This is a genomic window from Mesorhizobium sp. M0715 (assembly GCF_040320355.1).
Taxonomy (GTDB): Bacteria; Pseudomonadota; Alphaproteobacteria; order Rhizobiales; family Rhizobiaceae; genus Mesorhizobium.
This window is the reverse complement of record NZ_JAMYPL010000029.1, coordinates 1-21,430: the sequence shown is the minus strand read 5'-3', so window position 1 is coordinate 21,430 and position 21,430 is coordinate 1. Positions and strand designations below refer to the sequence as shown.

Genomic DNA, 21,430 nt, shown 5'->3' with positions numbered 1-21,430 from the left:
TCGGCCTTGGCCTGCCGCCCGTTTTGCTTCGAGTTCGGTGGTGTCAGCGATGCTTGAACTTACGGGTATGACGAAGCGTTTCGGGGGTGTGGTGGCGCTTGACGGCGTCGACTTCACGCTGCTGAGCGGTGAGGTCCATGCCCTTCTCGGCGAAAACGGCGCCGGAAAGTCGACGCTCATCAATCTGATAGCGGGAACCTACGGCTGGACCGAAGGCTCTTGCCGTATCGACGGCCAAACCGTTTCCGCGCTGACCCCACAGAAATCCCGCGATGCCGGGGTGGCGGCTGTGTTCCAGGAATTCAGTCTTGTCCCCGACCTCACGGTCGAGGAGAACCTGTTTCTTGGACGCGAGATCAAGGGAAGGCTTTTCCTAAATCGGCGCGCGATGCGTGCCCGCGCGGAAGAACGCTTCCGCGAAATTGGCTTTCACGTCGAGTTGGACAGCAAGATCGAAACGCTGACCCGGGCGCAAAAGCAGATGGTCGAGATTGCCAAGGGCATGCTTTCGGATGCCAAGATACTCATCCTCGACGAACCGACCGCGTCGCTTACCGACGGTGAAGCGGAAAAACTGTTCGCCGCAATCGCGGGCCTCAAGGCGCGGGGCGTCGGCATCATCTATGTGTCGCATCGCATGGCCGAGATCCGTCGGCTCGCGGACCGCGTCACGGTGCTGCGAGGAGGGCGCAAGATCGACACCTTGGCCATCGCCGCGGCATCCGACGCGACGCTCATCGAGATGATGGTCGGCCAGCCGGTCGAACGACTTTATCCGTCAATCAGCCAGCGCCCCGCCGAAATCGTGCTGGCGACCAGGGGGATCAGTGTCTCCGGCACCCTATCCGATGCCTCCATCGTGGTCAGAGCTGGCGAAATCGTCGGCCTGGCGGGCCTGGTTGGCTGCGGTCGTAGCGAACTTTGCCGAGCCGTATTCGGCCTGGAGCGTGTGACGTCCGGTGAGATCGAACTCCATGGCGAGGTGGTCAGAGCGCCAGTGCCGCACAGCATGTTGCGTGCTGGACTTTGTTACTACCCGGCCGATCGCGGCGCCGAGGGACTGGCGCTTGGCCGGCCAGGCCGCGAGAATGTGACCATGGCCGCGCTCGACGACCCGAGACTGTCCCAGGCCGGACTGCTCAAGTTCTGGCGCGAGCGCCGGGCGATAGCCGCGCCGTTGAAGACACTGGGTCTACGGCCGATGGCGCCGGAACGCGCGGCGTCGTCGTTTTCGGGAGGAAACCAGCAGAAACTCGTGCTGGCGCGCGGTCTGATGCGCCCGGTCTCGGTCCATATCTTCGATGAACCGACGGTCGGCATCGACGTCGGCGCCAAAAGCGAGGTCTACCGGCTGATGAAAAGCCTGGTCGAGAATGGCGCGGCTATTCTGCTGTCATCGTCCGAACTGCCAGAGCTCGTTCACCTGGCCAACCGCGTCTATGTCATGCGCGAAGGGCGCATAGTCGCCGAACTCAAAGCCGACGGCATCACCGAGGCCACTGTGCTGCGTCACTATTTCGACGCCGAAACCGGCGCCACGGAGGCAGCATGAGCCCTGACACGCTGCGGCGCCGTTTTCTGGAAACCGGCGGGATCGTCATCCTGCTTCTGGTCGCGGTTGCGGCCGCGGCCGCGATCATCGAACCGCGTTTTCTGAACCGCCTGAACATCCTCAACGTCCTGCGCAATTTCTCCTTCCTGGCGGTTCCGGCGATCGGCCAGATGATCGTCATGACCACCGGCGGTTTTGATCTGTCGGTCGGCGCCACCATGGCCTTGGCGTCCGTGGTCACGGCCGCGGCGATGGCCGCGATGCCCGACGCGCATGGGCTCCAGCTGCTGATGCCGGTAGCGCTGGCCTTGGCCTGCGGCGCCTGTGTTGGCCTGGTAAACGGCACGCTGGTGGCGCGCCTTTCCCTATCACCTTTCATGGTGACATTGGCATCGTTGTCGATCGTCGCGGGACTTACGCTCTATTACACGCAGGGTATCCCGATCTATGGCGTTTCCGACGCCTTCGTCTATGCCATCGGGCGAGGGCAGGGGCTTGGCCTGCCGCCGGCCTTGCTGCTGGCGATCGTGGTGATCGCCATCGCCATCATTCTGCAGCGTCGGACCGCGCTCGGGCGCCACTTCTACGCCGTCGGCGGCAACGTCGGCGCCGCCCGACTGTCGGGAGTGCGCACACACCATGTGTTGATTACCGCGTATGTGCTCTCCGGTCTCCTGGCCGCACTCACCGGCGTGCTGATCACCGCCCGTATCGGTTCCGGCCAGTCGACGATCGGCGGGACCCTCGGACTGGAGACGATCGCAGCGGCGGTGATCGGCGGCGTTTCATTGCGCGGCGGCTCAGGCCGCGCCGAGAACGTCGCCATGGCGGCGCTGTGCCTGGCGATCATCGCCAATGCGATGAACCTCACGCAGATCGACAGCAAATTCCAGACCCTGGTGCTGGGTTCGGTGCTCATCGGCGCACTGGCTTTCGACCGAATTGTTCAGGGGAGGCGGGCCAATGTCTGATCGTCCAGACATGGCGGCTCCGGTTGTTCTTGACCGCGCTCGCCCGGACATCCGCCAGTTCGCGGCGCAGGCCAAGCTGCCGGGGCTCGTATTCCTGGCCCTGCTGGGTCTCGGTCTGCTCGACCCGCGCATTGTTTCAAGCGGCAATCTCTGGAACATCGCGATCCAGACGAGTTATCTCGCACTGTTTGCCATGGCGCAGACCATGGTGCTGCTGACGCGCGGCTTCGACCTGTCGCTTGGTTTCACCGTCTCGCTCGTCAGCGTCATATCGGCGATGGTGATGACCGGAACCGGCGATATGCCGATCCTGTGGGGAATCGCCGCTGGCCTTGGCGTCGGGCTGCTGATCGGCGGGCTGAACGGCGTCCTCATCGCCGGTATCGGCATCAACCCGTTGGTGACGACGCTTGGCATGGCCAACATTGTCATGGCACTGGCGTCAACCGTCAGCGGCGGCTTTCCCGTGCCGGGCGTTCCCGAAGCCTTTACGGACGCCTTGGCGGAGGGACGGCTGATCGGCATTCCGGTGCCCATCCTGTTCGCCGCGCTGTGTTTCGCACTGCTGTTCCTGGTCCTGCGCTTCACCGTGTTCGGGCGCGGCCTGTATCTCATCGGCGCCAACCCTCGCGCGGCGAAGGCGGCGGGCGTTCGCACCGGACGCGTCGTTGCGATCGACTACGTGGTCTGCTCGCTGCTGGCCGCGATTGGCGCCATGCTGCTCACCGCGCGGACCGGATCGGGCGAGCCCAATCTCGGCGGCAACCTGACCCTGGAATCGATAGCGGCGGCGGTGGTCGGTGGCGTGCGCCTCACCGGCGGAGAGGGAGGCGTCACCGCGGCTCTGCTCGGTGCCCTGTTCATCACGGTCATTTCCAACGCCATGAACCTCATGCAGGTCGACGGCTATCTGCAGCAGGTTCTTTTGGGCCTCATCATTCTGGCCAGCCTGATACTGGGCCGCGATTACAAGAAACGCTAACAGCTTCGGACCTTAAATGGCTTATCAAGTCTGCATCGACATCGGCGGAACCTTCACCGATTGCCTGATTTCCGAGCCCGGTGGGAAAATCTCGATCTTCAAATCGCCCACCACGCCCGGCGAATTCGAGAAGGGATTCATCAACGTGCTGCACGTGGCGGCCGCCGGATACGGGCTCGATCCCGCGACGTTCATGACCAAGATCGACTTGATCGTACACGGCTCGACCGTCTCGACCAACGCGCTGGTCGAGCGCAAGACCGTCAAGGTCGGATTGATCCTCAACGAAGGACATCAGGACATCCTCGTCCTGCGCGAGGGGCCGCGCAAGGGCGCCTTCCAGTGGCGGCTCGACTATCCCGAGCCCTATGTCCCGCGCCACCTGACGAAGACGGCGCGGGGCCGCGTCGATGCGCGCGGGCGGGAGCTCACGCCTCTGTCGAGATCCGATGTCGAGGCGGCGATAGCCGACTTCCGGCGCTATGGGGTCGAAGCGATAGCGGTCGGTCTGCTTTGGTCGGTCGTCAATCCCATCCATGAAACAACGGTGCGCGATATCATCGCGCAGGCATGGCCGGAGATCCCGGTCACGCTTAGCCATGAAGTCAATCCGATGTCGCGCGAGTACAAGCGCATCATCGCGGCCGCTATCGACGCGTCGATCAATCCGATCGTGCGCACCTACATCGAGGACTTGCGGCAAGCACTGTCGCAGGCGGGTTTCCAGGGCGAGCTGCTGCTCGCCAACTGCGTCGGTGGAATGATGCCTCCCGCCGAGATGCTGCGGCGGCCAATCTACAGCGTCATGTCGGGGCCGACGCTGGCGCCGATGGCCGCGCTGGCGCTGAGCGACGAAGCCAACGTCATCGTCGGTGACATGGGCGGCACCACATTCGACGTCTCGGCTTTGCGCGACCACCAGATCATCGTCACCCCGGACAGCATGATCCACGACGACTCGCTGGGGATCGCGAAGGTGGATGTGAGATCGGTCGGCGCCGGCGGCGGGTCGATTGCCTGGGTCGATGATGGCGGCCTGCTGCGGGTCGGACCTCAGAGCGCTGGCGCGCGGCCGGGGCCGGCATGCTACGGAGCGGGCGGCACCGCGCCGACGGTCACCGATGCCAATGTCGTGCTCGGCATCATTGACCCGGATTATTTTCTCGGCGGCCGGATCAAGATCAGCCGCGATCTGGCCGAGAAAGCGGTCGCGAGCATCGCGACGCGGCTCGGCATCCCGCTGCTCGACGCGGCTTACGCCATCCAGACCACCAGCAACCACAACATGGTCGGGGCCATCGAGGAAATCACCATTCGCGAGGGCATAAACCCACGCGACAGTTTCTTTGTCTGCGGCGGCGGCGCGACCGCCATCCACATCGCCGAGATGGCCGACATATTGGGCTTGAAACGCTACATGATCCCGCGCTTCATGGCCGGGCTGAGCGCGTTCGGCGGGTTGATCTCTGATATCACGCGCGAGGAAAGCGCGGTTTTCCTGACCTCGACCCGGCGCTTCGACGCCGCCGGCGTCTCCGACATCCTGGCGCGGTTGAAGGTGTCGGGCGAAGCATTCCTCGAACAGGCCGGCGTTGAGCCCGAGCTGCGGCGTTTCGAGTTCTCCTTTCTTGGTCGCTACGAGTACCAGTCCTGGGAGATCGAGGTCCATTTCGAGGCCAATGAGGCGCGCCTCGAAGCGGAAAAACTCCCAAGTCTCGTCGAAGCGTTTCATCAGATGCACGAACGCATCTATTCGATCAGATCCGACCGCGACATTGTCGAATTCACCAACTGGAAGCTGCGCGCGGTGGGCAAGCGGGCCAATCAGGATGCTTGGAAGGATTTCAGGCTGGCCGACCAGGCGACGGCGCCGGTCGCCAAGACCCATCGGTCAGCTTATTTGCACGAAACCCGGGGGACGAGCTCTCTGCCTGTTTACGACATGGACCAGCTGGGCGCGGGGGCGGCGCTTGATGGGCCATGCCTGGTTGAGGCGACGACGTTCACCGCCTTCCTCAAGGACGGACATCGCGGGCGCGTGGACCCGCAAGGCAACATTGTCGTGACAGTCGATTGAGACTCAAACCTTCCCGAACAAGGCATCGTAAAATGAATTCACCTGTCATTCGCCTGGAGACGCCAACGCGCCGCGTCGATCCGTTCCTGATGTCGGTTCTCAAAAGCCGGTTCGAGGCGGTGGTGCGGGAAATGACGCTGGTCGTGATGCGGGCCAGCCGCTCAGCGGTGATCAAGAACGCCCGCGACCTGAGCTGTGCGATCCTGACCTATGATCACCGCCTCGTTTCCACCGAGGACGCGCTGCCGATCCACGTCATGTCGATGGATCTGGCGACCCGTCCGATAACGGAGTTGTTCGACGATATCGCCGACGGCGACATCTTCCTCAACAACTGCCCATACACTGGCGGCACCCATCATGCCGACCTGATCATGGCGATGCCGATCTTTTTCGACGGCAAGCCGCTGTTCTGGGCCGTGGCGCTTTCCCATCACGCCGATACTGGCGCGCCGACACCTTCGACCTATCTGCCATTTGCCAAGAACGTTTATGAGGAAGGGATCCACTTTCCCTGCGTGCGTGTGGTCGAACAGCACCGGGAGAAGCAGGACATCCTGCGCATCGGCATGATGCGCAACCGTGTTCCAGACATCTGGCTGGGCGACGTGCGAGCCCAGATCGGCGCCTGCAGGACCGGTCGACGCCGTCTCTTGGAACTGCTTGAAAAATACGGCCGCGACACGCTGCTGGATTTCGTCGAGGACTGGTTCGACTACGGTGCGCGTCGCGCCATGGCCGAGATCGCCAAATTGCCGAAGGGCAAGTTCTCCTACGAGGTCCGCCATGACCCGGTCCCCGGCGTGGCGGAGGAGGGCATCCCGGTCCGGATCACCATCGATGTCGACCCTGAAGCCGGCGAGATCACGGTCGACGTGCGTGACAACATGGATAACGTCCGTGGCGGTCTCAACCTGTCGGAAAACACCTGCACGGGCTCGTGCCGCATTGGCGTCTTCAACAATCTCGACGACGGCATCCCGCACAACGAGGGCGCCAAGAGCCGGATCAAGGTGTTGATGCGGGAGGGAAGCGTGGTTGGCAAGCCCCGCTACCCAGTAGGCACCTCGGTGGCGACCACCAATGTCAACGACCGGTTGATCATCGCCGGCAATTGCGTGTTCTCGACGATGGGAGAACCCTATGGCCAGGCCGAGAGCGGCTCGCACCTGCCGGCGGGGATCGGGGTGATTTCGGGCAAGGATCCGTTCAAGGACGGGCAGCCCTACGTCAACCAGGTCTTCATTGGCTACGCCGGCGGCGGCGCGCGTCACGGCTATGACGGCTGGTTGACATATTGCGGGCCGGCGAATGGCGGCCTGATCGCGCTGGATTCCGTGGAAGTGGACGAATCCATGTATCCCATCATCATTGAATCGCGCGGCGTGGTGGCGGATACCCAAGGCATTGGCGAGTTCGAGGGCGCTCCCGCGGTGGGCGGTGTCTTCTATCCCGTCGACCACGAGATGACACTGGTCTACTCGGCCGATGGCACAACCTTTCCGCCGCGTGGCGTGCTGGGCGGCGGTGACGCCAAAGCAAGTCGCAGTGCCAAGCGCGGCACGGATGGCAAGCTGGTGGAATTGCCGGCCTTCCATGAGGAGGCGTGCCGCGCCGGCGAGCGCATCGAGTTCGTTGCCTGTGGCGGCGGCGGCTACGGCGACCCGACCAAGCGCGATGTCCGCCGTGTCGCGGCCAGCGTTGGCCGCGGCTGGCTAACAAGCGAAGCGGCTCGCAAGTCCTACAAGGTTGCCCTGGTGCTGGACGCCGAGCAGGGCGTCTGGGCCGTCGACCAGGATGCCACCGCGCGCCTTCGGGCGGCCTGAGCCAGCGCGAAGAGAGGTCGCCAGCAAATGACCGGCGGCTTCGATCACGCCCGCTTGGCGGCCGCGTCCTGCTCGTCGAAATACCGCAACAGGTTCATGCCACCGCGCACGATGTCGCGTTCGATCGCCTTACGCGCCACCTTCTTGTTGCGGGTCCGGAACGCTTCGATCAGCGTCTCGTGCTCCTCCGCGCCGATGTAATCGTTCTCGGCCTGCAGATAATACACGTTAAGGATAGGGCCCATCGAGACCCACAGGCTTTCGATCTGCGCGATCAGCATATCCATCTTGGACAGGCGGTAGACGCCGAAGTGGAATTCACGATTGGCGCGACGGGCGCGGTCAGCATCGCCGGACGTTTCGCCGGCCACGAAATCGCGATGGATCTCGACCAGTTTTGCAATGTCCTTCTCCGAAACATGCTCAACGGCGAGTTCGGCCGCTAGTCCCTCGAGCGCGATGCGAATGAGCCGGACCTGCCAGTAACGCGACCGGGTCAGCTCTGGAACGGTGATGAACCGCCCTGACCGCAGTTCCAGCGCCTGCTCGCTGACGAGCCTGAAACAGGCCTCGCGCACAGGCGTGACGCTGGTGCCCAGCCGTTGCGCCAGATCCTGCATCAACAGTCTTTCGCCGGGCCGGAAATTGCCGGCGATCAGGGCTTCGCGCAGCGAGATATAAGTTCTCGCCGACAGACTGCCTTGCTCGATTGGCTGCATCGTGCTCATGGTCCACCGCTGCAATCTTGGCCGCACCGAATCGACAACGGATAGTGCGAGACGCTCTTATATCCTATAAGTCCGTTGCGAAACATGGCTAGGAGCTGGCGGGTTTCCCAGCGGAGAGCTTGCGCAGGATTGTCTCGATGATATCCAGCGATTTCTCGACTGTCGCCCGGTCATGGCTCCCTGACAGGTAGAGACGCTTGAGCGGAAGCGGCTGGCCGATCAGCCGGTTCGCCACCATCTCTCTGCGGAATGCAAGATCGAAAACATCGTCGTTGCCCAGCAAGTCCTGGTAGTCGCGGTAAGGACCGCTGAGGAAATAGATCAGCCAGACCGAGCCAAACCCGGCGCTCTGCGCGGGCAGGCCGAGGCGATCGATAATGCCATCCAGCTGCGTGCGCATGAAAGCGCCGAGGGCAAACAGGCGGTCGTAGAAGCCTGGTTTCGACAGCTCCTCAATCGTCGCCTGCATGGCGGCGAGCGTCGACGGCGTGCCGTTGAAAGTACCGCCCATGAACACGGATCCTTCCCCGGTCCGGCCGACGAGCGCCATGAGATCGCGACGACCGGCCACCACGCCAACGGGATAGCCTGACGAGGCCGCCTTGCCGAAGGTCGCGAGATCAGGCGTGACGTCGGCGATCGACTGATAGCCGCCGAGCGCGTGGCGAAAGCCGGTGATGACCTCGTCGAAGATCAGCACGACACCATGATCGCTGGTCAGGCGACGCAGCTCGCGCAGGAAAACATCCGTCGCGATCACCGACCCCATATTGTGAGCGATTGGCTCGATGATGATCGCCGCGACATCGCCTGGATTGGCCTTGAGATAATCCTCGACGGCGCCGGCATCGTTGTAAGGCAGCACGATGGTGTGACGGGCGGCATCCTCGAGGATGCCAGCACTGATGGGATCGTACTTGCCGATCGCCTGCGCGTGCGACTGTACGTTCATGGCGACATAGTCGTGCCAGCCATGATAGCCGCCTTGGAACTTGATGATGCGCTTGCGACCGGTGGCGGCGCGGGCAAGGCGCAGGGCGTGATAGGTCGCCTCCGATCCGGAATTGCAGAAGGCGACGAGATCCGCGCAAGGGATGCAGTCGACCAGCGCCTCCGCCACCTCGATCTCCAGCCGCATCGTTCCCGCACCGACAAGATCGATATCCTGCGTGACCGCAGCGATGCGTTCGCGCACCGCCGGATGACAGTGGCCAAGCACGTTGGCGCCGAAGCCGCAATGGAAGTCGGTGTACTGGTGTCCGTCGACGTCGTAGAGAAACGCACCCTGCGCCCGGGCAAATACATGCGGCGCGCCGAGCCTGCGGCTCGGGCTGAGCAATCCGCCCGGCATCACCGCACCGGCGCGCTCAATGAGTCGGGCGGTGTTATTCTGATCGGTCATCGGAATGTCCGTGCATGGCTATGGTCCGCCGGCTCAGCCGAGGGCTTCAAGAACGGTGGCCTCGATTCCCGCCGCGTCCAGCCGGTAGTGCTTGTAGAGATGCGTTGGCGGCGCAATCAGGCTGTATTCGTCGCGGATGCCATGGCGTATCAACCGTGCCGGGCTGCCCGCCTCCGCCAGGATTTCCGCCACGGCGCCGCCCAGACCGCCCAGGATATTGTGTTCCTCGATGGTTAGAATGAAGCGGGAGTGAGCCGCGGCCGAGAGCACTGCCTTCGTATCCATTGGCTTCACCGTATGCATGTCGATCAGTCCGACGGATTTGCCCGCCGCGCGCAGCGCGCGGTAAGCCTCCCTTGAGGGATGGACCATCGAGCCACAGGCGATGATGGTCAGGTCCGATCCTTCGCCGTGAACGATCGCCTTGCCGAACTGGAAGTCGACGCCGTCGTCTTCATAGACCAGCGGTTCCTGGCCGCGGCCAATGCGGAAGTAGATTGGCTGGGCATGATTGACAGACGCCTTGACGGCGGCCGCCAGTTGCGGGCCGTCAGCCGGCGCGACGACCGTGAGGTCGGCGATGCTTCGCATGATGGCAAGATCTTCCGTCGCATGGTGGGAGGTGCCGTAGAAGCCGAGTGAAATACCGGCATGATGACCGATCAGCCGCACCGGCAGAGCCGAATAGGCGACGTCGGTTCTGATCTGTTCGCAGCACAGCAGCGCCAGGAAAGAAGCGAATGTAGCGACGAACGGCATGGCGCCTGTGCTGGCCATGCCGGCAGCAGCCGAAACCATGTTCTGCTCGGAAATGCCAAATTGCGTGAAGCGTTCGGGAAAGCGTTGCGCGAACCGCACCAGCCCGTTGGAATATTGAAGGTCGGCCGTACCGGCCACGACCGGATAACCGTCTTCGACCAGATCAATGAGCGCGTTGGCCAGATAACTCAGGCCAGGCGCACGCGCGTTGATCTGGCGGTACTGCCAGGAGTTGGTATCGATCGGGCCGTTCATTGTGTTTTGCCTCCACGCTTGATCTCTTCGGCGGCCAAGGCCTCGTCCGATGGCGCGAGATAGCCCAGATGCCAGCCGGGTTCGGTTTCCATGTAACCAACGCCCTTGCCTTTGGAGGTCTTGGCAATGATGCAGACGGGCCGGGTGCGGTCTGCCTCGGCCTTCAACTGTCGCAGCAGCGTCGCGAGAGCGACGACGTCGTGCCCATCGACCTCGTGCACCTGCCAGCCGAACGCCGCCCATTTGTCGGCCAACGGTTCGATGCCGATGATGTCGTCGACCTGCCCGTCGAGCTGGTATCCGTTGCGGTCGACGATGGCGATCAGATTGCCGGCCTTATGGTGGGCGGCGGAGAGCGCCGCTTCCCAGACCTGGCCCTCCTGCATCTCGCCGTCACCGAGCAGGACATAGACATCGAAGCGCCGGTTGGCCGCACGGCCGCCAAGCACCATGCCGAGGCCGCCGGACAGGGCATGGCCGATCGAGCCGGAGCTGAAATCGACGCCGGGCACCTTGCGCATGTCGGGATGATCGCCAAGCGGATTGCCGAGCCGGGTGTAGCCATCGAGGACGTCCTTGGAGAAGAAGCCCCAGTCGACCAGCAGCGGGTAAAGGCCGACCGCGGCATGTCCCTTGCCCATCAGGAAGCGGTCGCGATCCGGCCATTGCGGCTCGCCGCGCCTCAGCCGCATCGCATCGTAGTAGAGCGTGGCGAATATTTCCGCGCAGGAGAATACCGACGAATAGTGGCCCACCTTGGCGATCTGGATGAGGCGCAGCGTCTCGAGCCGGACGAACTCTGCCCTGTCGCGCAACAGGGCGATCCGCTCCGCGTCGGGTGGCAGGGTGTTGTTTGAAGGAGTGGGTGCGTTGGCCATTGGACGTCACTCTCAGGATCATTTTTTCTCGACAACTTATAAGTTATAAGATATTTCTCGCCGAAGCAACCGCCTATCTGGTCGCAAGGAGAATTTTGATGAACAACGAATCGCGCGTGCTGGACATGGCCAGGCACTTTCATTCCCAAACGGATCCACGCCTGCATGAGGATCATGGTCCGTTGACGATCGTGGCCGGCGAAGGCGCGACCGTCACGGATGACGCGGGCAACCGCTATATCGAGGGCATGGGCGGACTCTGGTGTGCCTCGCTCGGCTTCAGCGACAGCCGGCTGGCCGCCGCTGCTGACCGCCAGATGCGCAAGCTCGCCGTCTATCACACCTTCAATCACCGCTCGAATGAGCCCACCGTCGAACTCGTTGAACAGCTTACCGCGTTGGCGCCGTTCGACCACGCGCGCGTCTTTCTGGTCGGCTCCGGTTCGGAAGCCAATGACACGATGGTCAAGCTCGCCTGGTATTACCAGGCCGCGCGGGGACGTCCGGAGAAACGCAAGATCATCAGCAGGTTTGGCGCCTTCCACGGCAGTACGATCATGGGCGCGGCGCTGAGTGGGCTGCCGCACATGCACAAGTCCTTCAACCTGCCGCCGCTTCCCGTCATATTCGCCGCGCGGCCGTTCCACTATCTCGACGGTCTGCCGGGCGAGGCGGAGCATGACTACGCCACGCGCCTGGCCCAGGAACTCGAGGCCCTGATCCTGGCGGAGGGGCCAGAGACGATTGCCGCGATGATCGCAGAGCCAGTCATGGGCGCCGGCGGCGTGCTGGTACCGCCGGAGAATTATTTTCCAAAGGTTCAGGCGGTGCTGCGCAAATACGACATTCTGATGCTGGCCGACGAGGTGGTCTGCGGTTTCGGACGCACCGGAAATTGGTTCGGCAGCCAGACTTTTGGCATGGAACCGGACATGCTGTCGGTCGCCAAGGGGCTTTCATCCGGTCATCTGCCCATTGGCGGCGTCATTATCTCCGACAAGGTCTACCAGTGCGTCGCCGACGAGGCCCACAAGGTCGGCGTGTTCGGCCACGGTTTCACCTATTCCGGCCATCCGGTGACAGCCGCCGTCGCCGCCGAGGCGATCAGGATCTACCGCGAGATCGATCTCGTGAGCCAGGCGCGCCGTCTCGGCGATTATCTGCATGCAGCGCTCGCGGACGCGCTCAACGACCATACACTGGTCGGCGAGGTCCGCGGCCGCGGTTTTATAGCGGGGATCCAGATCGTCGAGGATCGCGCCACCCGTCGCGCCTTTGCGCCGGAGCTGCGAATTGGCACCGATGTCGAGCGGCGGTGCCGCGAGCACGGAGTCATGATCCGCAACATGGGCGACGTGCTGGCAATCTGCCCGCCCTACGTCATCGCCCCTAAAGAGATCGATTACATGGTTGATGGCATTCGCGCGGCTCTTGATGAGACCGCGGCGGCCCATGCGCGGACTGACCAGTCGGCATGAACCCGCCCGGCGTGCGGCGAGACGTCGCTGGAGGGGCCGGCCGCGCGAAAGGCGCTTGGGCAAGCGCGAGCCGCAGCCAGCATACAGGATCCTGATTGTCTTATCCGAACGGAGGCCAGACCATGCTTCAGAAAACCAGCCATTTCATGCGCCAGGCCAATCTCATCAACGGCGAATGGGTGCAGGCCGACAGCGGCCAGACGGTCGACGTCAACAACCCGGCCACCGGTCTCAAGATCGGCACCGTGCCGAAGTCGGGCAAAGCCGAGACCCGCCGCGCCATCGAAGCCGCCGCGGAAGCTTTCAAGACCTGGCGCAAGACGACCGCGCTCGAGCGCTCGAAGCTGCTGCGCAAGCTGCACGACGCGATGATGGACAATCAGGACGTGCTGGCCGAACTGCTGACCATCGAGCAGGGCAAGTCGCTGTTCGAATCGAAGGGCGAGATTGGCTCTGCCGCGGCCTACATATTGTGGTTCGCCGAGGAAGGCCGCCGCACCTATGGCGACGTGGTGCCGTCGCCGTGGGCGGATCGCCGTATCCTGGTGACCAAGGAACCGGTCGGCGTCATCGCCGCCATCACGCCGTGGAATTTCCCGTCCTCGATGCTGGCCCGCAAGCTCGGCCCGGCGCTCGCCGCCGGCTGCACCGCGGTGGTCAAGCCGGCCTCGCAGACGCCATATTCGGGCCTCGCCTGGGGTGCGCTCGCAGAGGAGGTCGGCTTCCCCAAGGGCGTCGTCAACATCCTGACCGGTTCGGCAAGCGAGATCGGCGACGAGATCTGCGCCAATCCGCTGGTGTCGAAGATCACCTTCACCGGATCGACGGAAGTCGGCAAGCTTCTCATCCAGAAGTCGTCGGTCACCGTCAAGAAAGTGTCGATGGAACTCGGTGGCAACGCGCCGTTCATTGTCTTCGATGACACCGACCTCGAGCGTGCGGTCGCCGGTGCGATCACCGCCAAGTATCGCAATTCCGGCCAGACCTGCGTCTGCACCAACCGCTTCCTTGTCCAGGCTGGTGTCTATGACAAGTTCGTCGAGAAGCTCGCTGCCGCCAGCAATGGGCTGAAGGTCGGCTCCGGCCTCGAGGACGGCGTGCAGCAGGGGCCGCTGATCGACGAGAAGGCGGTCGAGAAGGTCGAAGAACTGATCGCCGACGCCACATCCAAGGGCGGCAAGATCGTTGCCGGCGGCAAGCGCCATGCGCTCGGCGGCTCGTTCTTCCAGCCGACCGTCATCGCCAACGCGACACCCAATATGCGCTTCATGAAGGAAGAGATCTTTGGGCCGGTCGCCCCGGTGTTCAAGTTCGAGACCGAAGAGGAAGCGATAGCGCTCGCCAACGACACCGAATTCGGCCTCGCCTGCTATTTCTACACCGGCGATCTCGGCCGCGCCTTCCGCGTCATGGAAGGGCTGAAATACGGCATGGTCGGCGTCAATGAAGGCCTCATCACCACGCCGGAGGCACCCTTCGGCGGCGTCAAGGAATCCGGCCTCGGCAAGGAAGGCGGACATCAGGGCATCGAGGATTACCTCGACACCAAATATGTCTGCATCGGCGGCCTCGGCTCTAGTGCGCCGGCTTTTCCCGCGTCTCAGAACGCGGAATGACGAACCCGCGGGTGATCCGGTGAAAATCTTTCCGGTTCCGAGGAGAAGTGACCTAAGATCGTGAGCGCCCTATGCTCTTACGTTTCCGGAAAAAGCTTCGGAAACAGCGCGTCCAGAGCGTCCGCCGGAAAGCGTAGGGACACTGGGCCCTTTGGCGTTTCCGACGCCAATAGTCCGAGCGCGATTACGTCATTGAACACTCGACGCGCCGTACGTTCGGGTAGTCCGCTAATACGGGATGCCTCGCCGCGGTCAAACTCACCGCGCGTGAGCGCTTCCTCCACGAGGCGGCCGGCTTCGGGCTTCAGACCACTGCGCTCCACATGCCGATACAGCCGCTTGGCCAACGTGTCGAGATCGAACAGTCCGGTCATGAAGCTCACCTGATCGATACACGCCTGCAGGAACCATAAGGTAAAATCGCCGAGTGCGCGTTCGGAGAGGTTGCCACGTCCGTCGAGATCACCCTGGCGGGGCATATCGGCATGATCCATCATGCTCTTGTAATCCGTTCGGCTTTTCACGCCACGTGCCAAGCCTCGTGAGATCGACCACAGCCCGTGCGCGGCGACCCCGGCCTGAGGGCCATGGCGTGGCTCATCAATCGGCTGACGCGTCCGTTGCCGTCCGGAAACGGGTGAATGTAGTTGAAGCGGTGATGCGCGGCAGGAATGGTCAGGATGCGTCCGGCCTTGCCCAGCTTATCGAAGCGATAACGCATGGCAAAGTATTGCATGAAATCGTTGACGCGATCGCTCGAAGGCGGTTCATGCCGGCCGATGGCGACGTCATGCTCTGGCTTCGATCGCCACTCACCTGGCGCCATGACGAACTCACGGCCGGAACCCTTGATGGTCAGCATGGGCGATTCCGCATCGCGGTAGAATTCCGCATGCAGCCATCGAAGAAAACCTACCGATGCCGGTTCCGGCAACTGCCCATCGGCAGCCAGGCGGTCGATCTCGGCTTGCACGCGAACGTGCGCGGCCGCCTCGAGCTGCAGATTGCGGCGGTTCTCGTCTCGATCGAAATTCCGACCAGCGCCCGTTCGATGTCGCGCGGGCGCGTATCGTGGCCTTCGATCAGGTTGCTGTAGTAGGTGTTCATGATGCGCACGAGATGGGGCGAGGTTGGCTGCGGTACGCGAGTGCAGGCTTTTGCCCAAAACAGCCGACGTCGCCAGGCTTGGACACAAATCGATGCTGCCGATGATGATCATGGCCGATGTTCGGCAGGCCTATCGTACTGACAACTACGCACAAACCGTAATTGGGGAGCCATCTGGCCGATGCTTTGGCCGATCTATGACGATCGGCCGGACTCAGACAGGTTCGAGGTGGAAAACAGGCAGCTTTAAACATGGTTCTGCCTCGGCCAGCGCAAGATTCGCCTGGAGCTTCGCTTATGCTGTGTGAGCTTGTTCTCTCGCGCCCGAATTCCCCATGGATGGCCCAAAAGCAGGCGATCCATTTGTCATTTTTAAGTGCGTCGGACTGCCAGTTGATCGCGTTCTGACCCGACTGGGAGTTCAAGTTTGACCTGAACTGACCGGGTGCTGGATGGCAGGCTTCATCCCCACCGGTCTGATATGAAACAACGTCCGGCCCCGAGGCTAGGCTGCAATCTCGGATGGCTTGTATGCGCCGTTTTTTTAGAGCGTGTTGCGGGCTTGGTCTGCTCAACCTCGGAGCTCTACGCTTCACGGCGTTAGGATGAGCGTTCGAGGCGCAGGATTACTGCCGACACTGCTCTTCTTGTTCGCATTGGGCAGTTCCCGTTGGAAGCTTCCATCTTGCCGACTGCTGAGTTTGGAGTCGCCGTAGCTGTGAAATCGAAAAGAAGCCCATAGGCAACGTTTGCCGCGACGCTACTGAGAGCTGGTCACCGGGAGAGCCGAAGGTAGAACGAAGTTGTCTCGTTGAGCTTGTATGTGGCGCCAGCATAGAAGGCCCAGTTCCCACCCCAAGGCTTATACAAACCGCCACCGTTAGCGCCGATCGCGTTCATGGCCTCGTCCTTTTGGCAGAGATCACCACGGTCGCTAGCTGGCGAGCAAAGTCCGTCCCAGCGCTGCATTATCTCGTCGGATCCGGCAAGCTGGCAGAATTTCCCAGGCGGAGCTGACGGGGAGGGATGGTGGGAATAAAACGGTGCGCGTGAGGTCTCGGCGGGAACAGCCAAGACATCTAAGCGGAACGGACTGGCATAACGCAAAGACACAGGCGAGCTCAGCGGCAAGGTGGTTTGTTATCACCATGGGACGCCTGCCGCGTCAAACGGTGGTGTCGTGGGTCGAGACGGCGAGGGCAGCGGTCGCCATGCGCCCCGACCGGCTTGCCTTGTTCGGCTACTCGCATATCCCATCCCAAATAAAGAACCAGCGCCTCCCATCGAGGCGGAATTTCTTCCCGACAGCGCTGCCCGCGCTGAACAGTATGCGGCTGTCGCCGTGAGGCTGATTGCCGCCGGCTACCGACAGATCGGGCTCGACCATTTCGCCTTTCCGGACGACGAGCTCGCGCTGGCACAGGAAACAGGTCGCCTGCGACGTAACTCGTTGGGCTACTCGGCTGACACCTGCAGAACCCTGATCGGTTTCGGCGCGTCGGCTATCGGCCGCACCGGCCAGGGATACGTTCAAAACGAAGTTACACGGGATTCCTACATCCAGCACATCGCAGCTGGCCGACTGGCTACATCGAAGGGCCATCGCCTCACAGACGACGACCGCGTGCGAGCCGCAATTATCGAGCGATTAATGTGCGATTTCGAGGCTGACGTGCCGGCAATCTGTGTCGCCCACGGATCTGATCCGATCCGTCTTCGCGGTTCAGATGAGCGTTTGGCGATGCTGGCCAAGGACGGAATAGTGGACTTCGAAAACGGTTTTGTCCGCGTACGGCGGGAGCATCGCTTTGGGATTCGCGCTGTCGCTGCCGCATTCGATGCTTTTAGGGATGGCGTTACGTATCCCGCAGGTGAGGGCAAGCAGACACACGGAAGCTAACACAGGGGGTATCTTTTGCCGGAGAGAACGAGCTGCCATCGTGCGGTGCCCGGTTAGTAGTGAAGCGCCGTAAAATGTCGACATAGGCGTTGGTGAACTGGACCGAACGACGAGAACAGCCTATCCAGTGTGTTGTCGGCAGTTAGTTCGAAAGTCCTGCTACACCCGATCCGATGCCTCTCAACGCCGAGGCCGCACCTCCGTGCCGAAGCCGGCCTTCCCAATGGTGGGTCGAGCCGTCGCTTACCCCGTGCTTGCCTCACAGATCCGCGACCGAGAACCCAGCCTCATGCTCCCGCCCTGCCGGGGCCTAGGTCAATCTAGCATGAAAGGAACACGTCGGAACCTGGGATATCGCTTGCCCGGCCGGGCGGCGATAGCCTTGTCGGGGCAGCGAGGAGCCGTAGCCGATGATGAACGCACAGGAGAAGTCTGGCGTGAATGGGGCGATGATTGTCAAGCTTTGCTCTCGAGTCATTTCGTCAACCATCTTGCGTGACCGATTGGCGACCATCTCCTCGTCCCGACCTTATATTACCCGTTGCCTGTCGCCGCCAGCGCGCAGTGACTTGTCAAGGATGGAGGCCCGCAGACCCCATCGCGCGGCGACTTGTCCTTGACGGTCACGAGCACGGCGGCAGGTTTGCCGTGGTCGGGGAGCCCTTCCTTGGGCGGAGCCGACGACGGTGTTCGAGGGGAACTCGCCATGAGCCGGGTGCGCAGAGATCGTCCGACGCTCTTGTATTTGCTGGATCCCAGCCGGCTCCGCCTCCGACTGCCTCGGTAGCTCGGTATCCTGAGCGCGTCGGCGGCATCATGCCATTATCATCCTACGAATTGCATGCTCCATCGTCCTGGACGAGACCGGTTTGGCTAGCCAAAGGACGAAGGTCTGATTACCAGATGTGATCGGCATGGGGTCGCTTCCACCAACGACGATGATGGGCACCGTCATCAGGGTGGTACGTAGAGCTTCGGGCTGTCCTGGCCCGAGGAAAGTCGCTTTATCGAAAATTAGGAGGTCGGCTGCCTTCCCGCTCTCGATCCAGTCGCAAAGACTCTCGAAGGTCGCGAAGCCGACCGGCTTATAACCCAGCGCGGCGATCTTATCCTTGTAGATCTCCAACGCTGCTGGATCGGGGTCAACGACTGCAATGATTTCTCCGTTGCCAAGTGATCCATCGCATGGGCCGAAAGCGCTATCAGCTCTGACCTGCTCCTCAGCGCAGGCCGGTAAGTAGAGATCGAAGCGTGTACCTCGGCCAACAGCCGAGGTGACGTCAAGGCATCCTGCGAGCGCGCTCACATGGCGGTCCACTGCAGCAAGACCCAGTCCGGTCCCGCCGACGCGAGAGCGCGTGGTAAAAAAGGGCTCAAAGATATGCGGAAGCACCGAACTTGCGATTCCTTGGCCATCGTCGCTGATGGAGAGGAGAACGTAATCTCCCGGTTTCAAGGTGCCCTTAGCCACGGGCTTCGTTTGACAGACGTGAGCGCGAGAAACGCTAATCTCGACACGGCCCTCATTCAAGAGAGCCTCCGACGCGTTCTTGCATAGATTCATAAGGATCTGCTGTATCTCGGTCGGGCTGCCCTCGATCACCGTTTGCCACTCGTTGATCTTGAAGTTCAACTGAACATCCGCACGAAGTGTAACCCGCAGCAATGGCGCGAGATCCATTACACTCTCCGAGACGTCGAAAGGCATCGTCACGCGCTTCCGATTTCGGCTTAGTGACAAAATTTGATCAATAATCAGTTTGGCTCGGTTGCTGGCCAAGATAATTTGGCCGATGTGGCCCCGAATTCTCGAGGGGCGACGCACAAGACCTTTAGCCATCTCTGCGTAGCCGACTATTGCTCCTAGAACATTATTGAATTCATGTGTAACGCCGCTTGCGATTGTGCCGACAGCCGTCAGCCTTTCCGCATGCTCCCATCGACTCTCAAAAAGGTTACGTTCCGTGTGTACACGTTGCATTTCAAGATGGTTGCCTAAACGCACAGTAGCGCTCGCCAGAACCAGGAGGTCGTCTGTGGAGGGTGGTGAGCGATCTCCTTCAAAAACAAGGATACAAACCGCAGCCTGCTGATCGGAGGCCCGGCAACCAACAATTTGACAAACACCGGTAGTGCCTACGGCAGTCCGAACCACTTCCGACGCCGGAACGACGCGAAACACTGGCTGTTCCGGGTGTACAAGTGAGACGACTTCATGGATTAGCGTGGCGTTCCAGACGCGCATGCGCTTGTTCGCGACAAAGTACTCGGTATTCCTGCTGATACTCGGATCCACCAGAGCAAGCGCGCATTGATCCGCATCGAAAACGCATTGAATGAGTCTAAGCGCCGCTTCGGTGGAGAAGCGCCGCGAAGCCTTCGTTGCTTGACTGTCGATGAAACAAGCTTCGATCTCACTCATCGCCGCTTCAAGCTCTAACCGCCTTTCCAACCGGTTCGTCCGCACATGCAGCGTGGAGGCTCGAATGGTCGCAAACAAGCAGAGGCATATGGACACCAAGCCAAAGAAAAGCCGTGTACGCTGCGCTTGCGCGCTGGCGAAGCTGTAGGCTTTCAGATGTTCTCGCTCCAATTCGGCAGCCTTGGCGAACGTGTCGAAGGATGGGATCCGATTGACAGCGCGGTCCAACCTCAACATTGAGGACAGGATAGCGCGGCCCTCGCGGGCAACATCCTCCGTGACTTGGTCCTGGCTAGGAGGAAGTCGGCGGAGAGACTGATCGATTTGTAATGCGAGGCTGAATCCCGGTCTGGCCGAAAATTGAAGGATCAGATTGGAAAATTCAGGCCTGTTCGACACTCCCCCCCAAAGGCGATTAGCCGAGCGAGCAAAGCGTACGAGAGAGCTTTGCAGAAGCTCATTTTGCGCGGCCGAGTTCGAGATGGCAGCTTCTGTGTTTTCGAGGGACTTTTTGAGCTGTGCAACCAACCTGGAGTGCACCCCGGAGCTCTCATTGGGCGAAATCTCAACAAGGCGTTGGTAGTTTTGAAGGTTCCTTTTTAATGCTTGCCCGGTAGAAGCAACGGAACGGAAGTCCAATACCATGTCGGCGCGGGCGACGTCTCGCTGGAGCAATGCGTAGTTGATCTGAATCGTCCGCAGTTCGCTTAGGACCGCCTCGTTGATCTGGGGGTCTTGCCACTGTATCGCGACCAAGAGCGCAACCGAGGCCACTAGGGCCATTACAGAAGCTTTGTCGGTACTGAGCCATTTTTCCCAAACGAACGGCGTTTGAGCCGCGGTGCGTGCCTTGCGAAGGTCCGAGTTGAATTCTAGCTCCCCATCGCGTCGGTGTGCGGCCGGATGCTGCTGGAACAGGAAAGCCAAGTGTACCTCTCCCCTCAAACAGGCGGTGTAGACACCGTTGCACTCTGCCCCCATGGCCCGCTGACCTTCCATTGATTCGCGGGCGTTTCGACCTCGACGGCGAGGCGGCAGCACAAGGCGGGCAACTGATCGCAGTTTTCGGAACTGGTCTTCCGAGAGATCATCGAAGGGGCATACAAGCGCACGCCTGCAGCAGCCGAGGATGATACCGGCCGGTCAAACGCAACTGGCGAGGGCCGGATCTGCTGTTGGCTGGCAGCTAACACTGGCGGGGCGGCGGCCTCAACTACGGCGTGCCTAGAGCCGGCTGCTGCGAAAGCGTCCGACACGCTTCCCTTGGGGTCATCCCGTCCAGCGGGCATTCTTGGATCGCTGAAAAAAGACGAGGCGGCTTGATGATCCTGCCCTCGCTGAAGCACCTCGCGAAACCCCTTTTCCAGTCGCAGAAGCTCCTCTGGACCGGTAGGCGGCTCGTCAGCTCGACCATCGAACAGCGGCCGGAGCGCCTCGGACACGTGCTGCTCAAAGCCCACTCGCCGGGCCTGGACCG

Annotated in this window: 14 protein-coding genes and 1 pseudogene; 8 read left to right on the top strand and 7 right to left on the bottom strand. The window is 61.7% G+C overall.

What is annotated here, in order from left to right; translation table 11 throughout:
* Positions 1 to 49 precede the first annotated feature (49 nt).
* From NKI21_RS27190 to NKI21_RS27170, 5 genes are read left to right on the top strand one after another with little or no spacing between them, the layout of a single operon-like run.
* Positions 50 to 1,552, top strand: a complete 1,503-nt coding sequence (locus tag NKI21_RS27190) for a sugar ABC transporter ATP-binding protein (protein ID WP_352868316.1) — start codon at positions 50 to 52, stop codon at positions 1,550 to 1,552.
* A complete protein-coding gene (locus tag NKI21_RS27185; protein ID WP_352868313.1) occupies positions 1,549 to 2,523 on the top strand; it encodes an ABC transporter permease in 975 nt (324 codons plus the stop codon). Before NKI21_RS27190 ends, NKI21_RS27185 begins: the two co-directional genes overlap by 4 nt.
* Entirely contained in the window at positions 2,516 to 3,505 is a 990-nt protein-coding gene (locus NKI21_RS27180) for an ABC transporter permease (RefSeq protein WP_352868311.1), read from the top strand. The genes NKI21_RS27185 and NKI21_RS27180 overlap by 8 nt, the downstream gene beginning before the upstream one ends.
* 16 nt (positions 3,506 to 3,521) lie before the next feature.
* Positions 3,522 to 5,582 carry a hydantoinase/oxoprolinase family protein gene (locus NKI21_RS27175; RefSeq protein WP_352868308.1) on the top strand — a complete coding sequence of 687 codons (2,061 nt, stop codon included), beginning with the start codon at positions 3,522 to 3,524 and terminating at the stop codon, positions 5,580 to 5,582.
* A gap of 32 nt (positions 5,583 to 5,614) precedes the next feature.
* Positions 5,615 to 7,408, top strand: coding sequence for a hydantoinase B/oxoprolinase family protein (locus NKI21_RS27170; RefSeq protein ID WP_352868306.1), 1,794 nt, complete (start codon positions 5,615 to 5,617; stop codon positions 7,406 to 7,408).
* Between the two features lie 44 nt (positions 7,409 to 7,452).
* Here NKI21_RS27170 and NKI21_RS27165 read toward each other — a convergent pair whose 3' ends face one another.
* The 4 genes from NKI21_RS27165 to NKI21_RS27150 form a co-directional block, all read right to left on the bottom strand.
* Entirely contained in the window at positions 7,453 to 8,136 is a 684-nt protein-coding gene (locus NKI21_RS27165) for a GntR family transcriptional regulator (RefSeq protein WP_023737066.1), read from the bottom strand.
* Positions 8,137 to 8,224: 88 nt separating this feature from the next.
* A complete protein-coding gene (locus NKI21_RS27160) occupies positions 8,225 to 9,538 on the bottom strand; it encodes an aspartate aminotransferase family protein (protein WP_023768619.1) in 1,314 nt (437 codons plus the stop codon).
* A gap of 33 nt (positions 9,539 to 9,571) precedes the next feature.
* A complete protein-coding gene (locus NKI21_RS27155) occupies positions 9,572 to 10,552 on the bottom strand; it encodes a transketolase family protein (protein WP_023747620.1) in 981 nt (326 codons plus the stop codon).
* Positions 10,549 to 11,430: a transketolase gene (locus NKI21_RS27150; protein WP_023768618.1), complete on the bottom strand. Its 882-nt coding sequence runs from the start codon at positions 11,428 to 11,430 to the stop codon at positions 10,549 to 10,551. Before NKI21_RS27150 ends, NKI21_RS27155 begins: the two co-directional genes overlap by 4 nt.
* Positions 11,431 to 11,528: 98 nt before the next feature.
* Here NKI21_RS27150 and NKI21_RS27145 point away from each other — a divergent pair, with 98 nt between their 5' ends.
* Both NKI21_RS27145 and NKI21_RS27140 read left to right on the top strand, forming a co-directional pair.
* On the top strand, positions 11,529 to 12,908 hold the full coding sequence (locus tag NKI21_RS27145) for an aminotransferase (RefSeq protein WP_352793957.1): 1,380 nt from the start codon (positions 11,529 to 11,531) through the stop codon (positions 12,906 to 12,908).
* A 122-nt stretch (positions 12,909 to 13,030) separates the two neighbouring features.
* Positions 13,031 to 14,524 carry an NAD-dependent succinate-semialdehyde dehydrogenase gene (locus NKI21_RS27140; protein ID WP_023768617.1) on the top strand — a complete coding sequence of 498 codons (1,494 nt, stop codon included), beginning with the start codon at positions 13,031 to 13,033 and terminating at the stop codon, positions 14,522 to 14,524.
* 77 nt (positions 14,525 to 14,601) lie between these two features.
* Here NKI21_RS27140 and NKI21_RS27135 read toward each other — a convergent pair whose 3' ends face one another.
* Together NKI21_RS27135 and NKI21_RS27130 are read right to left on the bottom strand one after the other, a co-directional pair.
* Positions 14,602 to 15,021, bottom strand: a complete 420-nt coding sequence (locus NKI21_RS27135; protein ID WP_023737287.1) for a Fic family protein — start codon at positions 15,019 to 15,021, stop codon at positions 14,602 to 14,604.
* A gap of 23 nt (positions 15,022 to 15,044) precedes the next feature.
* The gene (locus NKI21_RS27130; RefSeq protein WP_245264324.1) at positions 15,045 to 15,743 is read right to left on the bottom strand and encodes a Fic family protein; all 699 of its coding nucleotides are present in this window, start codon (positions 15,741 to 15,743) and stop codon (positions 15,045 to 15,047) included.
* 1,045 nt (positions 15,744 to 16,788) lie between these two features.
* On the opposite strand from NKI21_RS27130, the pseudogene NKI21_RS27125 reads away from it, so the two are divergent.
* Positions 16,789 to 17,531, top strand: a pseudogene (locus NKI21_RS27125) (oxygen-independent coproporphyrinogen III oxidase); the annotation flags it as partial.
* 814 nt (positions 17,532 to 18,345) lie between these two features.
* Here NKI21_RS27125 and NKI21_RS27120 read toward each other — a convergent pair.
* The gene (locus NKI21_RS27120) at positions 18,346 to 20,880 is read right to left on the bottom strand and encodes a two-component system VirA-like sensor kinase (RefSeq protein ID WP_031204404.1); all 2,535 of its coding nucleotides are present in this window, start codon (positions 20,878 to 20,880) and stop codon (positions 18,346 to 18,348) included.
* Between the last annotated feature and the right edge of the window lie 550 nt (positions 20,881 to 21,430).